Raw genomic sequence first — 19,077 nt, 5'->3', positions numbered from 1 at the left:
CGCCAACTCTTGCAAGAAGTAATTTTATTTTAAGGCTGAACCACAGTTTCTGGCTCAGTGATTTCTTTATTTTTGTCTCGACGAGCGATGGCCGGCAAGATCATGCCTAATAAGATCAAGACGATTGGCGTGATGATATTCGTGAATAACTGGAACCACCATGCTTTAGGATCCGCAGTATAATCTACTTTTGGCACCATTCCTAAGATACAGGCGAACGCAGTGAAGGCAAAGCACCAAGCACCGAAGATAAACCCGATTTTTGGATTTTTGACAAATTTATATTCAGAATTGAATTTCTTATAAGCTTTATTCAACATCATATACGCCAAGAATACCCATAGGTAACGCATTGGCATAACAACTGAGTTCAAGTTCGTCAACCATTTAACTAATTCATTCATATCTTTGATACCGAAGATTGGCAGCAAAATAATGATTCCTACTAGTATACCTGTCAAAAGATAGCCGTTTACTAATGTACCTTTATGACTACGTTTACGTAGCCAGTTTGGTACGAATTCTGGATCTGCATCTGCTAACAAGATTTTTAACGGTGCATCGATTGAAAAGGCTAATGCGGAGATTTGTCCGATCATATTTGTCAATGCGTAAATAATCATCAATGAGTTACCGATACCATAGTAATTACCTAAAATTTGAAAAGCACTGTATGCCCCATTTGCCATCAAGTCTTTAGGAATATTATCGCTAGCAAACAGCATGCCCATTGCGACTGAACCTAATACAGCACAAATCCCTACCATTGCTGCTAAGAAAATCATCCCTTTAGGAAATTCTTTTGCAGGGTTTCTTGTAGAGTTGACATAAGGGGATATTTTTTCCGCTCCTCCAACTGCAAATACTAACATAGAGACAGTTGTGAAATAACTGAAGTCAAAGGTTGGAATATATGTTTTCACTTGATTCATATGCGGTGTGGCAAATTCCATCGTTGGGTTGATGAACGGTGCCGTTACTGCTAAAAGAATAAATAAGATCGACATAACGAACATCGCTGTTCCGGCTAATCCGCCGATTACTTTCAACGTAGAAAGTCCTTTTGTTGATAAATATAAAAAGGCAAGAAATATAATAAGTGAAATAACTGCTACCATTTGGACTGACATCGTATTTACGATATTTCCATTTCCTTGGACCGCCCAACCCCCTGCAATCAGGATGGCTTGAGGTTTTTGTGCCAAATAAGGAATATGCACGACCCAGTAAGTCCAAGCAGCATAATATGCCAGCCGTTTATTGGATGTCGTATTTTCGACCCATGAACTGACGCCTCCTTTACTATCCTTGAAGGCTGATCCTAATTGTCCAACGATCAATGCGTATGGAATGAAATAAATGGCTAGAATCAATAGCCAAGAGGTGACAACTGATACTCCTTGCTGGGCATAGTTATTAACTACATTCCCCATGCCCCAAACCATGTTAAATGCAATTAACGCAACAGTGAACCAGCGTAATTGTTTATTGTTCATTCGTTCTCTCCTTTATAATAAAAATTTGTTAACCAAATGTAATCATATTCAATTTTTAACAAACTTACAAGACAGCGTTATTTTATGTGTGTATTCTTTTATTTAATACACATCATTTTTTCATATTTTTTCCATCAAAAAAAGAAGTTACTTTCTTTCATTTCATTGATTTTATTGTATTTAAAGCAATTTTTGAATTTTCTGTAAAATTAAAAAAATCAGTTATTTTATAATCTTAGTCATTTTCTTTGTATTCTTTTATTAAGAAAAAGGAATAAAAAAAGAGGACGTTCATTTGTCCTCTCTACTGGTCAATATTTATTTTTTACATGTAAGCTTCGCATAGCATTCAAAACAGCTAGGACAGTTACCCCGACATCTGCAAATACTGCATCTCCCATTGTTGCAAAACCAAAAGCACCTAAGGCAAGTACCAGCATTTTTATCCCAATAGCAAAAACAATGTTCTGCTTGACGATCTTCAATGTTTTCTTTGCTAACCGGATCGCATCTGCAATCTTCGATGGTTGATCGTTCATGATAACTACATCTGCTGCTTCAATTGCAGCATCGCTTCCTAATCCACCCATTGCGATCCCTACATCTGCTCTTGCTAGCACCGGTGCATCGTTGATTCCATCTCCGACAAAGGCGGTCTTTTTATTGCTTCTTTGTAAGATTTCCTCTAACCGCTGTACTTTATCTGCTGGGAGTAGTTCACTGTATATCTTGTCCACGCCAACTTGCTTCCCGATATGATCAGCGATTTTTTTCGAGTCACCTGTCAACATGACTGTGTGCTTGACACCAGCCTGTTTTAGTTGAACCAATGCGTCTACGGCATCTTCTTTCAAGGTATCCGCAATGACAAGATAACCACTATAACTTTGGTTGATTGCTATATAAAGCAATGTACCGATTTCTTGACTTGAAGGAAAAGAGATCTCAAACCTTTCCATCAATTTGTGATTACCTACTAATATTTGTTTGCTGTCAACTTCAGCTAAGATCCCTTCACCTGCAAATTCTTGGATATTTGTTGCCGGTAAAAGCGGACCTTCGTAGCCTTCTAAAACGGATTGAGCAATCGGATGTGTAGAAAACTGTTCTGCACTTGCAACATATTGCATAAATTTCTTTGGATCAATTCCTGTTGGATCGATCGTCTGGATCGAAAAGTCGCCTTTCGTTAATGTGCCAGTTTTATCGAATACCACTGTCTCAGTTTGTGCAAGCAATTCCAAATAATTTGAACCTTTTATTAATACACCAATTTTACTTGCTCCTCCGATACCACCAAAGAAACTAAGTGGTACGGAAATCACTAATGCACATGGACATGAGATCACTAAAAACGTCAACGCCCGGTAGATCCATTCAGAAAACGCCGCTCCAGAAACTATTGGAGGTAAAACAGCCAATAAGACGGCCAGCCCTACAACGACTGGTGTATAATATCGCGCGAATTTGGTAATGAAATTTTCAGCTGGTGCTTTTTTGCTGCTGGCATTTTCTACTAATTCTAATAATTTACTGATGGTAGAATTTTCATAGGATTTTTCTACTTGAACTAAAAATGGTTTATTTTTATTGATAAATCCACTTAATACTGTTTCACCAACATATACAGATTTAGGAACGGATTCACCTGTAAGTGCTGATGTATCGACTAATGATTCTCCTTCGATGATCGTTCCATCTAACGGTACACGTTCACCAGGCTTAACAAGTACATACTGACCAATCCGCACGTCTTCAGGATTCACGGTCATCAGTCCTTCTGCTGTCTGTATGTGCGCTGTTTCTGGACGGATAGCCATCAATTCACGAATCGATTTTCTTGAATGATTGACTGCCAATCCTTGGAAATATTCGCCGATTTGATAAAATAGCATAACCGCTACGGCTTCTGGATATTCACCGATCAACATAGCACCAATCGTAGCAACAGACATGAGGAAATTTTCATCAAAGATCTGTCCTTTGACGATATTCATCACCGCTTTTTTCACTACATCATATCCTATCAGCAGATAAATCAATAAATACCCTATCAAACGAATTGGTTCATTAAAATCAAATAATAGCAAGACAGCGATACCTGCAAGTGAAAATAAAATCCGGATCAGCGTGTTTCTCTCTTTTTCATTTCCATGTTCAGATACTTTTTCCTTGTCTATTTCTGTTACCTTGACCTCTGGTTCTAATTCTTTCACTACTTTTTTTGTTTCCTGTTCAACCGCAACTAATTGATCTTCCTCTACGTCAATCGTTAGTTTTCCAGAAGTGAAATTTACCGTTGCTTCCTTGACTCCATCGATTTGTTGGACTCCTTTTTCGATTTTCATCGCACAGTTCGCACAGTCTAAACCTTCTAATCTGTAACTTTTCATTTTAACGACCTCCTCGCTTTAACATATGAATATCTCTTCATAACTAATTATAAATGAATGGTCCTTCATATGTCAAGGTATCCGAAAGAAAAAATGAAAAACATCTGTATCGGAAAATTTCTTCCAATACAGATGTTTTTGCTTATTCTTTCTTTTCCTCTTCGATCATTGCCACCGCTCTTATCCAACCCGCACTTGCCTTCTTGATTTTGACAGGATAGCAACTCAGTTTGAATCCTGTTGTTGGCAATTTGTCTAAATTCGTTAATTTTTCGATATGACAATATTTTTTTTCGATCCCTGAAAAATGTCCTTCCCAGATGATCGAAGGATCTCCAGTTTCATCAAATTCTTTTGCGATATAAGGTAATGGTCTGTCCCAAGACCAAGCATCTGTACCAACAACACGTATTCCTTGTTCCAGCAGCCATAATGTAGCTTCTCTGCCGACACCGCATCCGCTGATAAGGTATTTCGGTGTTCCCCAGTATTGATCTGCTCCAGTTCGAATCAATACAATATCTTTATCTTTCAATTCATAGCCGATTCGAGACAAAGCTTCTTCAAAATCTTTCACAGTCAGTTTAGTTCCATCTGGCTTATCTGAAAAATCTAATACTACTCCATCTCCATAACACCAATCTAAAGGAATCTCATCAATCGTCCAAGCAGGTTTGCCCTTGTCCATCGTTGGATGGTAGTGATAAGGTGCATCTAAATGTGTCCCCGTATGTGTTGTCAGTTCGATTTTTTCGATTGCCCAAGCTAATCCATCTGGAAGATCTTTTGATTGAGCCGTTCCAAAAAAGCGAAGCATATCTGGCACGCTTTGTTCATGGTCCATATACATAATCTGTGGGATCATTTCCTTTGGATCACTTGCCAAATCGTTTTCAATTGTTATGCTTAAATCAATAAATCTCAAAATTCAACCTCTCCTCATGCTTTTTTATCTCTATTGCTATGAAACTTATGACATGATAATAACTGACCAGCCACTGCTTATTTTTTCTTTTTTTGAATACTAAATATAAAAAATATAAAAGCCGTATCGCTGATTGATGCTCTATCATTCATTATGACTGATTTAAAGAAGTCTTTTAGAACTATTTTTTCAATAATAAAAAAATGAAGTTCTTTAAAACAAAATAGAAAAAATGAGTTTTCAAAACATAAAAAGAACTAGATAAAACACGTGATAGTCGTGTTTCATCCAGTCCTCTCGTTCATAAAACATGTTTAGGACACTCTTTTAGAACATCCTGACTTATATAATCTCTGCACCAAATGGCATCAACGCCAATCGAGCAAGCTTGAAAGATTGCTTTGCAAATGGTATCCCTATAATCGTGATACATAGAAGGATGCCGCTGACGACATGTCCAAGAGCAATTGGGAGACCTGAAACGATCAGCCAGATGATGTTGACAATCAATGACATGCCGGACTGGTGATAAATTACTTCTTTGCCAAACGGCGCAAAAGAAAGGGAGGCGATTTTAAAACACTGCATACCGATGGGGATACCAATGATCGTGATACACCAAAGTACCCCTGCTACTAACCAGCTAAGACCACCAATTAGTCCGCCAAATATAAACCAGATGACATTTCCTAAACAACTCATTGTATTTCTCCTTTTATTACTGTTTTTAATTAGAACTGGACAAAAAACGATTTGATTTTTCGTTTTTTAGCTTCCAGCATCAAGTATTCTGCAACTTTTTTTTGGATTTCTTCCGTTTTTTCTTTTGTTACTAATGTGTGTTGGATTAGTTTTCCTGATGGTCGATGATCCAACCGTTCTTCTGACTGCTGTTCATCTGCTTGCGCAAAACCGATGATCCGGTTTTCTTTTGTTACAGCAACGATCAATAGTTTATTCTTAACATTTAGGTCAGCTGCCGTTTTTACTTTTACGAATGACTCTGGATGATCAGTAATCAGCTGATTGATTTGAGGGAGATCTTCTTTTACTGCCCTTCGTATTTCCATCATTTCTCCCTTTTCTTTCGTTCATTTTTATTTCCACTAAAAAAATCAACTGCGGAAATCGCATCTATCCAACTTTGTGCAATAATCTCATGTCCGCCAATCGTTGGATGCACGCCATCTTCTTTTGTATATTTCGAAAAACCATAAGCGATTCCTAAAGCATTGAATATTCCATCTAAAGGAATCAGCAATGTGCCATATTCTTTTGCGAGTTTACGAACGGTTTGGATCTTAGGGTCTAAGTCTTTGCGCCACCCATAACGATCATTTGTCACAGGAAGTACAAAAGGCTCCATTAATACGATATTGCAGATTCCAGCTGCTTGAAGCTCATTTAGTAACTCTCGATAAACGGATTCAAATTGCTGCACAGATTTCTCAGTGCCGAATATAGCTTGATGTCCAGTATTATGCCACGTATCATTGATCCCAATCAAAATCGATACATAATCAGGTTGCAGAGCTAAACAATCTTCTTGCCAGCGTGCTTGCAGATCTGCGATTTTGTCTCCTCCTATCCCACGGTTTATACATTCAAATTCCATCGTTGGATATTGTGAGATTAGTTTCCCGGCAATCAAAAGCGGATACCCTTTACCTAGATCCGTTGCTTCTGAACGGTCTCTTCCTGCGTCTGTAATGCTGTCACCAATAAATAACACGCGTGTTTTCATTTGTCAAAAACTCCTTTTTGAATAAAACGACGATTTTCTTCCTTATATTATCCCATAAGCTCTACCAAGACGAAAGAGAAAATAGATGTATAAAAAAAGACACCCGCCTAGTTTCTTCAAACGATTGGATGAATACTCAGCAAGTGCCTAGTTTTTTATGCTTTTTTCTTAACGTGCCGGATTTTTCTTGATTCCTTCGTTGTTTGATTCAGTGAAATCGATCAGGCCTAAGTTTCCGTCAATCAACCCACTGTCGCCCGTCAAACTCAAAATATGACGAGAAGCATCAAAACGTATATTCATATGCTCATCTAAGTCTGCCAACGAATATCCCTTTACTAATATCTCTCCTAGATTGCTTGGGATAGATTGGTCATAACTTTTTGTCGACATATCTGATCCGATGATTCCAAGGGTGAATTGAACTTGCATGTGGATCATTGCATGCTGAGAATACGGACCTACTCCATCTTCGAATGTTAATATTAGTTTGCTTTCAGGTGCTAGATGCTGCTTTATTTCAGCAGCAGAAGCATCATCAAATCGGATCTCCATTTGAATCGCCTTCTTTGTATATGTTTGATTGATTGCGATTTCATTATAGAATCTTGTGAATCAAATAGCAATTTCTTTTGCTTTCTTCTCTTGTCTGCTGGAAACTTCCTTTATCCTGTATTAAAAAAAAGAACTGCGAGAGTTCGCAGTTCTTTTTTAGAATAAACGGTGTTCAATCAGCTGACCCTCGATATTAGCTCAAAAAACGGTAAAATATGAGAAGCTATTTTTCCGTTTTGTTTCTCTAATACTCAGGTCAAGGCACTGATTTCACAACCTCTTCCTTAAACGGTGTTCAAAAGCTTACATCTGCGGTAATAAGTTCCACCAATTCAAAAACATGAAAAGCTGTTTTTGCTTGGCTGTTCTTATTACTTGATGCAGAACAGCTTTTTCATCACTTCTTATGGATAAATTCGGTTCAACAAACGTGGGAATGGAATAGCTTCACGCACATGGTCGATACCAGCAATCCAAGTGACTGTTCGTTCAAGACCTAGACCAAAACCAGAGTGCGGAACAGAACCGTATTTACGTAAATCAAGGTACCATGAATATTCTTTTTCATCCAAACCGTGATCACGGATTTGTTCTAACAAGAAATCATAGTCCGTTGCCCGTTCGCTTCCGCCAATGATTTCACCGTAGCCTTCTGGTGCGATCATATCTGCACAGATCACCACGTCTTCTCTTGTTGGATGTGGTTTCATGTAGAATGGCTTGATGGCTTTTGGATAGTTTAGGATAAAGACAGGTTGTTCGAATGAATTCGCAATGAACGTTTCATGAGGTGAACCAAAATCCTCGCCCCATTCGATGTCATCAAATCCATTTTTCTTCAGTAATTCGATTGCATCATCGTAAGTAATACGAGGGAATGGCAATTTTGTATAAGTTTTTAAGACTTCTTTGTCTCGTCCTAGTACATCCAATGCGTATTCGCAATGATCTAAAACATTTTGTACTAAGAAGGCTACATATTGCTCCTGTACTTCTAAACTTTCTTCTTGGTGAGTGAAGGCCATTTCTGGTTCGATCATCCAGAATTCAATCAAGTGACGGCGTGTCTTTGATTTTTCAGCACGGAAAGTCGGACCGAATGAAAAGACTTTTCCGAAAGCCATAGCAGCAGCTTCCATATATAATTGGCCACTTTGAGATAAATAGGCTTTTTGATCAAAGTAGTTTGTTTCGAATAGATCCGTAGTGCCTTCTGGTGCTGAACCAGTCAAGATTGGCGGATCGATTTTGACAAAATGATGTTGATTAAAGAATTCATATGTTGCACGAATGATTTCATTTCTGATTTGCATGATCGCATGTTGTCTTGAAGAACGTAGCCATAAATGACGATGATCCATCAAGAAATCTGTTCCGTGCTCTTTTGGTGTGATTGGATAATCGTGGCTCTCGCTTACTACTTCCACATTTGTAATCCCGATTTCATAACCGAATTTTGAACGGCTGTCTTCACGGATTTCTCCAGTTACTAGCACAGATGTTTCTTGGTGCAGATTTTTAGCTGTTTGGAAAACTTCTTCTGGCACTTCGCTTTTTACAACTACCCCTTGGAAGAAGGCTGTTCCGTCCCTTAATTGTAAAAAGGCAATTTTTCCGCTTGATCGTTTATTTGCGACCCAAGCGCCGATTGTTACTGTTTCTCCCACATGGTTTTTCGAATCGATGATTTGAATTTGTTCCACGTATGACTCTCCTTTTATATTCCTTGAATTTCTTCAGGATTAATTTTGACTTTTACTCTCAATAAATTGCTTGATTCTGCGTACCGCTTCTTCTAACGTAGCACGATCAGTCGCATAACTCATGCGGACATTTTCTGGTGCCCCAAAGCCTTCGCCAGTCACAAGTGCTACCCCTGTTTCTTCTAAAAGATCTTCTACCCATTGTGTGACATTTTCATACTTACACATGCGTAGCGTTTCTTTTACATTAGGAAAAAGATAGAAAGCTCCTTGCGGCTTTTCAAGAGAAACACCTGGCAGTTCTGCCACAAGCGGATATAACGTATTCAGGCGTTCTTCAAAGGCGTTCCGCATTTCTTCCACTGTATCTTGCTCACCTTTCAATGCTTCAACAGCTGCATATTGACTGACTGCTGTCGGATTGCTAGTTGATTGGGAAGCAACAGCGATCATTCCATTGATAATTTCAGGATTCCCAACCGCATAACCGATGCGCCAGCCTGTCATCGCATATGTCTTAGACACGCCATTGATGATGATGGTCTGATTTTTGATTGCTTCTGAAATCGTTGCAATTGGAGTAAACTCATTGCCATTATAAACTAAACGACCATAAATATCATCAGCAACTATCAAAATATCATTTTTTACTGCCCATTCACCAATTGCCTGCAGTTCATTCTTGCTATAAATCATTCCAGTCGGATTCGACGGCGAATTGATGATCACGGCTTTTGTTTTTCCTGAACGAGCTTGTTCTAACTGTTCAACAGTAACTTTCCAGTTATTAGATTCTTTCCCTTTCACAAAGACAGGAAGACCTTCTGCCAGTTTCACTTGCTCGCCGTAACTGACCCAATAAGGCACAGGAATGATGACTTCATCTTGCGGGTCCAGGATTGTTTGAAAAAGTGTATACAAAGCAAATTTCGCGCCATCTGTTACGACCGTTTGTGAAGATTCATAGACAAGTCCATCGTTTTTCTTCAGATAATCAACGATCGCCTGCCGAAGTTCTGGGATTCCTGCTGTTGGTGTATAATAGCTAGCTTTTCCGTTGCGGATTGCTTCGATTGCTGCTTCTTGGATGTTTTCTGGTGTCGCAAAATCCGGTTCTCCCACAGTCAAACTCAGCACATCTCTTCCTTTTGCTTTTAACGCCTTGGCTTTTGCCGCAGCTGCCAAAGTAACAGATGGTTCTAATCGTTTCGTTCTTTTTGATAACTCCATCCCATTCATTCCTTTACCTATTAAATTCCCTTGATTGTCTTGACTTCATCTCCTGATTCAAAACCAATCAGGTAATAATTCAATTTTCCATTTGTTTCTTTTCCTACTACTTCCCATACAGGCTGATCATCGTACATTCCTAAAGCTGCTTTTTCGATTTGGATTTCAGGATGAGCTGCAGCAATTGTTTGTTTCGCTTCGTTTTCAGTCAATCCCTTCGTTTGATCCAATACTTTTACTTTTTCACCAGATTTAGGAATGATAACGGCGATTTCTTTTCCTTTATCATTCGTACCCGTCAATGAAAAGTACGTTTTCTTTCGAGTAAACCAGTAAAAATGATCGGCTTCCTCGAGATTTGCATATTTCTTTGCGATTTCTACTGCTTCTTTTTTCGCCTGGACCGCCGGACGACTAGAACGCAAGTAAAAAATCGAGCTGATCACGATGACCGCTAATAAAAATACGATCAAGCCAAGCAACACGCGATTAATCGTTTTTTCCTTTGTCTGTTTTTTCTTCAAGGGTCGTCGCTCCTTTATCTTCATTCCTTTTCATTATAGCAGATTTTAATGATGAAAAAAGACGGCACCTTTAACTTCCTTCTTCATTTTTCTTTAAGAATTCATGGATATCCTGATAGATTTCATCCATAGCTAGCTCTTTTATCGGTACTTTTTTCGGTAATGCATGGATGATTCGTGCACCATATTTTGCAGTGACTAATCTCCGATCCAAAATAAGTAATACGCCACGATCTGTCTCCGTCCTTATCAAACGACCTAATGCTTGGCGTAACTTCAACGCTGCTTTAGGCACGGATTCCTGATAAAAAGGATTGATCCCCTCTGATTCCAGATAAGCATTCCTAGCTTTGACCATCGGACGTAACGGGTTGTCGAAGGGTAAACGTGTGACTACAACAATCTGTAAAGCATCTCCAGGTAAATCTACGCCTTCCCAAAAGCTGTCAGCACCAAATAAGACGCTTTTTTCTGACAAAATGAAGCGTTTCAAAAGTTTTTCCCGACTTCCGCCAAATCCTTGAGCAAGAATTTCACGTCCTTTTTCTAGCATAGACAAATGCATTTTCTGATATACCTTTTGCAAAACATCATGGGAGGTGAATAAAACAAGGATCGGCCGATCTTCTTGTTCAATCAATCCTGTGAGTGCTGCTTCTAAATAATCGATATATGCTTGATTGCTGACTTGATGGACTGCAGGTGCTTCTTTCGGCACATAGATTCTTGCCTGTTTCTCGTAATCATAAGGAGAAGCAATCACTTTAAGAGGTGCTGCTTCAATGCCAAGTCGTTTAGAGAGATACTGTCGATTAGGTCCGATCTTCAGCGTTCCTCCAATATAAAGAATATGGTCATATCGAGGATACCACACAGTTGACGGCAACATCGCCGCTTGAAAATCATGGAGATGAAAAATCATCTGCTGTGCTGTATTCCCGGGAACGAACCAATGGATCAAATGATCTCGCCAATCTTCTATCCATTGGTCCATCAGCAAGTATTGCTTGTCTAATTGATCAAATAAGCTATATAAACTTGCTAAATCGATCCGCATCTGGTTGGTCCAACTTTCTTGGATAATCTCAAAAGTCAAGCGCATTTGTGATTGTAGTTGTTGGATCTCTTGATAGAAAAGTTGCAGATGATCCATTGCTGTCCCAGATTCCAGTGGCAGCTGATCCAACATTTCTTTTGTCATCATGACTTCTTCTGGATATTGTCCGTTAGGTTGCTTGCTGTTTACTAAGTTCATTAATCCCTCTGCCACGCAAATCTGCGCTTCGCATAGCGCAGATAGTTCTTCTCGATAAATCGACAACCAGCGTAAGGCTTCATGTTCCTTCGGCAAATAACTTTGTATGCGGTCAAATAACTGATTCGGCTCTTCCAGCTGCTGGATTTGTTTATGGAAGTAGTTAATACTTAGTCGTTTATCATTTACTTTTTCAGCAATTTCCGGCAAATGATGCACTTCATCAATCAACAAATAAGGACTAGCTGGAAGCAATGGTTCTTTTCGCTGTGTTTCTTGTACTAAAAATGCATGGTTGACAATCAAAAAATTGCTTTGTTTGATTTTCTTTTGCAAGAAACGCACAAAGTCTTGTTTGTAAAACGACTGATTCCTTGCTAAAAACCCAGTGCCTCTGTGCGCGACATCTGCAAAGAATGCATGGTTCAGATTGGTTAAATGTAATTCATCCAAATCACCGGTCTTCGTTTGTGTTAGCCAAACTAAGACAGCCATTTGGTACAAAGCATATTGTTTTTGTCCCGGCGGTTCCACAAGCGTACCTTTAAAACGCTGTAAATCAATATAGTGGCGATAGCTTTTGATAATCACAGGTTGTATCGGCTGATCTAGCAATTGATTCAGTAATGGAATGTCTTTTTCCATGATCTGCTGCTGCAAAACAAGCGAAACGGTGCTGATGACAGCTGGTTTTTCAGGTGTAGCCAAATAACTCAAAGGCAACAGATAACCAATCGTTTTGCCCATTCCTGTAGCTGCTTCGATCATCAAATCTTTTGATTCATCTTTTGTGAAATGGTCGTAGACAGCATTCATCAGCCTGTTCTGTTCTTTTCGATACATCAGTGTTTTACCAAACATTTTTTCTTTTGCTTGTTTTTTTCTTGGATATGTCCGCTCGCCATAATGGACGGATGTGAATAATTCCACTTCTTTTTTCTGCAAAGCTAGCCCATCGACGATTTCTAATGAGAGATCAAGGGGCTCCGGGTTTTCTTTCATTTCTTCAAGCACGTGGTAAATGAAACGACTCGTATCCATTCCTGTATGGCTACTCAATCGTGCAATCTGCTCTAATGTGATGATCGGCAATTTCCTCATTCGTTCTTCGATCAGTAAAAGAAGCTGACCTGTCACTTCGGCATCACTATCCGCCTGATGAGGATTCTCATGAATAAATCCAAGGCTTTCTGACAAATCAGCTAAGCGAAAACTTGGTTCCGTCGGCAAGAAAATTTGTGCAAGTTCTACGGTATCGATGCCCGGTATCTTCAAACTAGGAAGTCCGCATCGCATGAGTTCATGGTTCAAAAAGTTATAATCAAAATAAATATTATGCGCGACAAATATGGTGTCTGCCAAAAGATTGTAAATCGTTTGGGCGACATCTTCAAAATAAGGCGCTTTTTGGACGCGTCGATTCGTGATCCCTGTTAAATGCTGGATTTGTTTTGAAATCTTCCGCCCTGGATGAATATCGATCGAAAAACGTGAAGTAATCCGACCAGCTTCAATCATGACGCAGCCAAATTGGATGATCCGATCTTCTTTTGGATTCGTCCCAGTCGTCTCGATATCAACGACTGCATAAGTTCTTGGTTTCAAAATATCTTCCTCTTCTCCTGCCTCTAATGTTCTTTTGAAATTATACTACAAAGTGCAGAAAAATACTCTCATCGCTTTTTAAGGAAAAAAAGACAAAAAAGCCCAGACACGTAAATGTCTGGACTTTTATTTTTAGTATGGGTGAATTAAGCTTTAGTAACGTTTGTTGCTTGAGGTCCGCGTTGACCTTCTTCAACGTCGAAAGTTACTGCTTGGCCTTCTTCTAAAGTTTTGAATCCGTCGCCTTGGATAGCTGAGAAATGAACGAATACATCGTTTCCGTTTTCTGCAGTGATGAATCCAAATCCTTTTTCTGAGTTAAACCATTTTACTGTACCTGTTTCCATAATAAAAATCCTCCTTGTGTTTCAACACATATTTTGCAATTACTTGAATGGTGTATATCTGGAAGATGTTTATTTGAAACAAGCTACCACAGATTACCGAACAAAAACTACTCCTATAGTATATCATACCGTTTACAAAAACGCTAGAGTTTTTCGATAATTTTTTATAAAAAAATGTTTTCTCAGCGATTACATCAAGTGAAAAACCGAACTTTCTTAATGACAAACGTTCTATTGTTCAGATACCCCTCTTTCGACCCATTGCACCTCTTTAAACTAAAAAATTATTCTGTCTGACTATTTATTGTTTCTGTTTCAACGGTTGAGGATGGGGAAGACTCTTTAGTAGGTCTGATGTTCTCATGGTATTTCTGATAGCCTATGACAGTGACCAGAAGAACAAGGCAGACCAATACGATCAACGAGATTAATTTTTCTTTTTTGTTCATACCTATACCTCATAAATGACAGGATGATGCCCATCATATTTCTGAGCATGGGTAACAGCAAAAGCTGCAGCTGTTGAATGGAAGAAATGCCAGCAACTTTCGTAATCACATGACGGACAATACCAAAAATAACCAAACCTTGGCTGCAAAGCCCGTTCTTCTGTTTCAGGGAACGCAGAATCAAACGCTGATGTCTGCGCATAAATATTTTTGTACATACGTGCGCCTGTGCTTAGAGAACGCTGTGTTTCTTCTGCAAAAACTGGTTGACTTGTTAAACTTAGGGATAGAGACAGCAAACACCATAACAGTCTTTTTTTCATAAAGACCTCCTTATCGATAAGTTTTTCCCAATTAAAATCATATCTCAAGAACGACCGTTATTTGCATTTCATTCATAAATGGTGTTTTTTGTATCATAATCGTCAAAAAAGAGGTCGTGACGATGTCACGACCTCTCCTTTAAACGGTGTTCCAGAAGTAGCTTCTTCGGAAATAAGCCGAAATTTCACAAAAATTTGAGAAATAATTTTCGTAAGTCTCTTCTTATTTCTTGATGCAGAACAGCTTTTCCTCTCTAATACTCAGGTCAAAACACTGATTTCACAACCTCTTTTAATAACGAAGAATCGCTGTCAGACTCTTTTCATCTGGCGCATCTTTTTGATCCAAAATAAACACTTTCCCACCATTAATAATCACATCGTCTGCCAAAGCATTCAGCACTTGACGCCGATCATATTCTGTTTCAGGATCTTCTCCGAAACCATCAGCTAAGTTTGACGTAGCGATAAACAAATGGGATACTTTTCCTTCTTTCGCAGCTGGAACGATATCAACTAACTGATCGATGAATTTCTTATCTAAAAGTTTATTGTACTCTTTTGATTCTTGAGCTGCTAGTTCACTTGACAGCTTCTTCGCTCCTTCTTCGATATCTCTAAAGGATAGTTGTGCTGGAGAAGCAGAAATCGCAACGTCTGCACAATAGTAAGGATTTTTGGCGATTTTTTTGAACATCGTCTGATTTTCTGGTAGAGCGAATAAATAAATCGGCCATTGTTCAGGATTTTCGAAAGAATCCTTCAAGTACGTATCAACTGCTTGGTAATAGTTGACCCAATCGATCTCTACTTCTTCATCTTTTGGATTCACACCATGGAAAGTCACGCCATCTCGGGCACCGCCCCCTCCATTAGAAGAGAAGTTCAAACCGCCACCTGTCAATTCAGATCCCAATGCAGTAACGACATCGACCGGTGCCCCTTCTGGTAGAGACACTTCTTTTACTTGTTTGTTGCTGACTTCATACAATTTCATGGAGTCGCGGTTCAATCCCAACAGATAATAGGAATAGTTGAACTGTCCATTTTTGATAATGGCCAGTAAATAAGGAAGATCACTTACATAATATTGATCGTCTACCGGGATGCTCAAACGATGGATATAGGTTTGATCAGCAGTTATAATGACTGCTACACTCGTAGTTGCACTACGCCAAAACGAAGGATCTCCTAACAAATTTTCAATTTTTTCTTGGAACGGGGACCAGTCATGCTCGGAATATTTTTTTTCAAAACGTTTCTTTGCTTCTTTTGCAAAATTTTTGAATTTGATTTGATCTTTTTCCACATCTTGATGTGCGACATGCGTATTCAGCATGATCGTGACGAACGGTCCTTTAGCGCCTTCTGAAGTCAATTGTGACAATAGTTCTTTATCCTTTTTTGCCATAAACGTACCCCTCCTAAAAAAATCATTCCTTTGTGTCTATCTAAAGTCTACCACAACACTATTTTTCCATACAATAAAACGTATTTAAAAAAATAAAACGGTTTCTACAGTTGGATATTTTGCAATTTTTTTAAGTTATCTTCATAATTTCCTCAATTATTTGGGCACAGTCTTCAACTATTCTTCATGAAAGGCTGTTAAACTAAGAAAAAGAATAAAAGAGGTGGACCTTATGCATTTGATTATGATTTTTAGTTTATTAAGTATCATCAGCTTATTTGCTTTCAGCGCTTCCCGCTTATTAGAGGCGGAAACACAGCCTGTCCCTGTAAAAGTACGGAAAAATGACCGCTAACCTTTTCATAACGCGCGTTCTTATCCTAAAGTTTTTTTCAGAAACATTGAAACTCTCTTCCCTCTCTGATAAAATTTTAATTTGTAGCGAAACAAATTAAATACAAGGAGATCGGATATGTCCATAAAAAAAACACGTCTAGTCCTATTATTGGCTAGTCTCATTCTTTGCCTTGCTTCTTTTCTACCAGCTGTTGCTGTGCAAGCTGAAGATACTTTCAAAGTAAATGCAAAAGCAGCCTTTGCTGTAGATGCGCAAAGCGGGAAGATTCTTTATGATCAAGATGGAGAAAAAACCATGGGGATCGCTTCAATTACAAAAATCATCGGTCTTTACATCGTCCTTGATCAAGTAAAAGAAGGGAAACTATCATGGGATGATAAAGTTTCAATTTCAGATTATGCAGAAAATTTGAGTGTCACCCCAGATTTATCAAATGTTCCTTTGCATAAAGAAAACACCTACACCGTTAAAGAATTATTCGACTCTGCAATCATCCAGTCAGCCAACGCTTCAATGGTTGCCTTGGCAGAAAAAATCTCTGGCAGCGAAGCAAAATTCACTGAACGAATGAAAGAACAATTGAAAGATTGGGGAATCAAAGATGCAACGATCGTTAATGCATCAGGACTGAATAACTCTTATCTTGGCGAAAACCGACCAGAAGGTACTGGAGAAAACGACGAAAATCAAATGTCTGCTCAAGATGTGGCCATCGTGGCCCGTCATTTGATCTTGGATTTTCCAGAAATACTGGACGTATCTAGCACTACGACACAAATGTTTGGCGAAAACACGCAATCACCAGTGGAAATGGTCAACTGGAACTGGATGCTCCCAGGATTCGTGAATTATAAAGAAGGCGTGGACGGATTAAAAACTGGTACGACTGAGCTTGCAGGTGCCTGTTTCGTCGGTACGATCACTAAAAATGATCAACGAATCATCACTGTCGTATTAAATGCAGACGGCCATGCGGAAAACCCAAGTGCCCGTTTCAATGAAACAGCCCGCTTAATGGATTATTGCTACGACAATTGGTCAGAAAAAGAGCTTGGAAAAGCCAATGCAAGTATCCCTAGTCTAAAAACCATTGATGTAAAAGATGGAAAAGAATCAACAGTGCCCGTTGTGCTTAAAAGTCCTGTAAAAGTATGGGTACGAAACGATATGGATACTGGAAAATTAACAATCACACCAACTCTTGACAAAAAGCAAGTCACTGACAATGAGATCCAAGCACCTATGGATAAAGGGACAAAAATCGGTACCGCAACGATCACCTTGGCAGAGGATAAATTAGGTTATTTAGAAGACAACAACGCGCCATCCACAGAAATCATCACGGATAAAACCGTAGAAAAAGCAAATATTTTCGTTATTGGCTGGCGACGTGTCGCAGAATTTTTCAGCAACTTGTTTTAATTGAACAAAAAGAAAAAAGCATCTTTCCGTGAGGAAGATGTTTTTTTGCTTTTTCTAGTTTAAATAACAGCTTTTTTCATCTATTTTCGTTATACTGTATAAGAAAAAGGAGTTGAATTTATGAATCTAACCAGAGATCTGATTTTTTTGGTTCTCTATCTTATTGGGGTATTCTCCATCGTTTATTGGCGAAAACAGAAAAAGGATCCTTCCTTGTTCTTTTACAGCAGTACGTGGACATTTGCGGTAATCTTGACTTATTTTGTCGTGTTGGAAATTTTTTATTCGACCTTTTATTTTTTGATTCCCTTAGTTTTTTTCAGTATCTTTGCCTTTTCCTATTTTTCAGAAAAGCGAAGGCTGCTGAATGGTCTTTTATTCAATGTTTTCCTCATTAGTTTTGGCATCTACTTGTTTGTCTTGCTATACGAAACACAAAATATTTTTCTTGGCGGACTGATTGCCTTGATCACGATCCCGTTACTGCTTGTCCTTCTATTCGGGATTTATGGATTGATCGTTTTTCTTTTTTGGAACGGTGTCACAGTTTTACGTAGAGAATCGCATTCATTAGCTAATCTTTTAACGTTGATACTAGCCATTTTTCTTACATTGTTTCTTGTTTTTGACTTTTTCTTGTTAAAATATTTGCCGCAATGGATAAATGCTTTGTTTTTATGTATTCCATTGATCTTGATCTATCTATTTATCGTATTCTACAACTTTTTGACTGTCTCATTCTTGTATCAGTTCAACCGCCCTCGATACAACCAAGACTTCATCGTTGTGTTAGGCGCCGGGTTGATCAATGGAGAAACAGTTTCTCCTCTTCTTGCCAAGCGAATTAATAAGGCGATTGCTTTTTATTGGGCACAAAGCCGTGCGACATTAAATCCGCCTATCTTATTAATGTCGGGTGGACAGGGAGCAGACGAAAAAGTACCAGAAGCAATTGCGATGAAACAATATGCCATGGAACAAGGAATTCCTGAAAGAGATATTCTTGTCGAAACCAATTCGACAACCACTTTGGAGAATATGCGCTATTCAAAGGAAATCATGGATCAGCAAATGAAAGGTCCCTATCGCGCGATCTTCAGTTCCAACAATTACCACATTTTCAGAGCTGGTCTCTATGCACGACAAGCGAAACTGAAGGCAAATGGTATTGGGGCAAAAACAGCTTTCTATTACTTGCCTAACGCGTTCTTAAGAGAATACATCGCCATCTTGATGATGAACAAAAAAAGACATATAATCATTTGCGGATTGCTTTTCGCAGGTTCCGCATTCTTATCACTGATCACTTTACTTTTCTAAAAAAACAAGGTGTGACA

18 protein-coding genes are annotated in these 19,077 nt (G+C 38.8%); 3 read left to right on the top strand and 15 right to left on the bottom strand.

Annotation, left to right across the window (positions count from 1 at the left end; genetic code table 11):
* Positions 1 to 29: 29 nt before the first annotated feature.
* The 15 genes from IGJ53_RS04745 to IGJ53_RS04675 form a co-directional block, all read right to left on the bottom strand.
* On the bottom strand, positions 30 to 1,496 hold the full coding sequence (locus IGJ53_RS04745) for an APC family permease (protein WP_002291780.1): 1,467 nt from the start codon (positions 1,494 to 1,496) through the stop codon (positions 30 to 32).
* Positions 1,497 to 1,807: 311 nt separating this feature from the next.
* Positions 1,808 to 3,889 carry a heavy metal translocating P-type ATPase gene (locus tag IGJ53_RS04740; RefSeq protein ID WP_010732210.1) on the bottom strand — a complete coding sequence of 694 codons (2,082 nt, stop codon included), beginning with the start codon at positions 3,887 to 3,889 and terminating at the stop codon, positions 1,808 to 1,810.
* Between the two features lie 142 nt (positions 3,890 to 4,031).
* Positions 4,032 to 4,814 (bottom strand): cyclase family protein, encoded by a 783-nt coding sequence (locus IGJ53_RS04735; protein ID WP_010732209.1) that lies wholly within the window; start codon positions 4,812 to 4,814, stop codon positions 4,032 to 4,034.
* A gap of 342 nt (positions 4,815 to 5,156) precedes the next feature.
* A complete protein-coding gene (locus IGJ53_RS04730; RefSeq protein WP_010732208.1) occupies positions 5,157 to 5,516 on the bottom strand; it encodes a YccF domain-containing protein in 360 nt (119 codons plus the stop codon).
* A gap of 29 nt (positions 5,517 to 5,545) precedes the next feature.
* Positions 5,546 to 5,887 carry a hypothetical protein gene (locus IGJ53_RS04725; RefSeq protein ID WP_042956889.1) on the bottom strand — a complete coding sequence of 114 codons (342 nt, stop codon included), beginning with the start codon at positions 5,885 to 5,887 and terminating at the stop codon, positions 5,546 to 5,548.
* Positions 5,884 to 6,558, bottom strand: coding sequence for an SGNH/GDSL hydrolase family protein (locus IGJ53_RS04720; protein WP_010732206.1), 675 nt, complete (start codon positions 6,556 to 6,558; stop codon positions 5,884 to 5,886). Before IGJ53_RS04720 ends, IGJ53_RS04725 begins: the two co-directional genes overlap by 4 nt.
* A 168-nt stretch (positions 6,559 to 6,726) precedes the next feature.
* The gene (locus IGJ53_RS04715) at positions 6,727 to 7,113 is read right to left on the bottom strand and encodes an iron-sulfur cluster biosynthesis family protein (RefSeq protein ID WP_010732205.1); all 387 of its coding nucleotides are present in this window, start codon (positions 7,111 to 7,113) and stop codon (positions 6,727 to 6,729) included.
* A 404-nt stretch (positions 7,114 to 7,517) separates the two neighbouring features.
* Positions 7,518 to 8,816, bottom strand: a complete 1,299-nt coding sequence (gene asnS, locus IGJ53_RS04710; protein WP_002308688.1) for an asparagine--tRNA ligase — start codon at positions 8,814 to 8,816, stop codon at positions 7,518 to 7,520.
* A gap of 39 nt (positions 8,817 to 8,855) precedes the next feature.
* Entirely contained in the window at positions 8,856 to 10,046 is a 1,191-nt protein-coding gene (locus IGJ53_RS04705; protein WP_002291769.1) for a pyridoxal phosphate-dependent aminotransferase, read from the bottom strand.
* Positions 10,047 to 10,066: 20 nt separating this feature from the next.
* Positions 10,067 to 10,594, bottom strand: coding sequence for a cell wall elongation regulator TseB-like domain-containing protein (locus IGJ53_RS04700; protein ID WP_002348809.1), 528 nt, complete (start codon positions 10,592 to 10,594; stop codon positions 10,067 to 10,069).
* A 46-nt stretch (positions 10,595 to 10,640) separates the two neighbouring features.
* Positions 10,641 to 13,430, bottom strand: coding sequence for a helicase C-terminal domain-containing protein (locus IGJ53_RS04695; protein ID WP_438749676.1), 2,790 nt, complete (start codon positions 13,428 to 13,430; stop codon positions 10,641 to 10,643).
* Between the two features lie 146 nt (positions 13,431 to 13,576).
* The gene (locus tag IGJ53_RS04690) at positions 13,577 to 13,777 is read right to left on the bottom strand and encodes a cold-shock protein (RefSeq protein ID WP_002288762.1); all 201 of its coding nucleotides are present in this window, start codon (positions 13,775 to 13,777) and stop codon (positions 13,577 to 13,579) included.
* Positions 13,778 to 14,061: 284 nt separating this feature from the next.
* The gene (locus tag IGJ53_RS04685; protein ID WP_002291763.1) at positions 14,062 to 14,226 is read right to left on the bottom strand and encodes a hypothetical protein; all 165 of its coding nucleotides are present in this window, start codon (positions 14,224 to 14,226) and stop codon (positions 14,062 to 14,064) included.
* Between the two features lie 2 nt (positions 14,227 to 14,228).
* A complete protein-coding gene (locus tag IGJ53_RS04680) occupies positions 14,229 to 14,549 on the bottom strand; it encodes a hypothetical protein (protein WP_002291761.1) in 321 nt (106 codons plus the stop codon).
* A 292-nt stretch (positions 14,550 to 14,841) separates the two neighbouring features.
* Positions 14,842 to 15,960, bottom strand: coding sequence for a baeRF6 domain-containing protein (locus IGJ53_RS04675; protein ID WP_002294874.1), 1,119 nt, complete (start codon positions 15,958 to 15,960; stop codon positions 14,842 to 14,844).
* A 232-nt stretch (positions 15,961 to 16,192) separates the two neighbouring features.
* On the opposite strand from IGJ53_RS04675, the gene IGJ53_RS04670 reads away from it, so the two are divergent.
* The 3 genes from IGJ53_RS04670 to IGJ53_RS04660 all read left to right on the top strand — a co-directional run bounded on the left by IGJ53_RS04670 (position 16,193) and on the right by IGJ53_RS04660 (position 19,060).
* A complete protein-coding gene (locus IGJ53_RS04670; protein WP_002291757.1) occupies positions 16,193 to 16,315 on the top strand; it encodes a hypothetical protein in 123 nt (40 codons plus the stop codon).
* A gap of 117 nt (positions 16,316 to 16,432) precedes the next feature.
* A complete protein-coding gene (locus tag IGJ53_RS04665; RefSeq protein WP_010732200.1) occupies positions 16,433 to 17,740 on the top strand; it encodes a serine hydrolase in 1,308 nt (435 codons plus the stop codon).
* 120 nt (positions 17,741 to 17,860) lie between these two features.
* Positions 17,861 to 19,060 carry a YdcF family protein gene (locus IGJ53_RS04660; RefSeq protein WP_438749673.1) on the top strand — a complete coding sequence of 400 codons (1,200 nt, stop codon included), beginning with the start codon at positions 17,861 to 17,863 and terminating at the stop codon, positions 19,058 to 19,060.
* Positions 19,061 to 19,077 lie beyond the last annotated feature (17 nt).

The sequence above is a fragment of the Enterococcus sp. DIV1283b genome, assembly GCF_051710965.1.
Classification (GTDB): Bacteria; Bacillota; Bacilli; order Lactobacillales; family Enterococcaceae; genus Enterococcus_B; species Enterococcus_B lactis.
The sequence above is the reverse complement of the archived record's forward strand: the minus strand, read 5'-3'. Positions and strand labels throughout refer to the sequence as shown.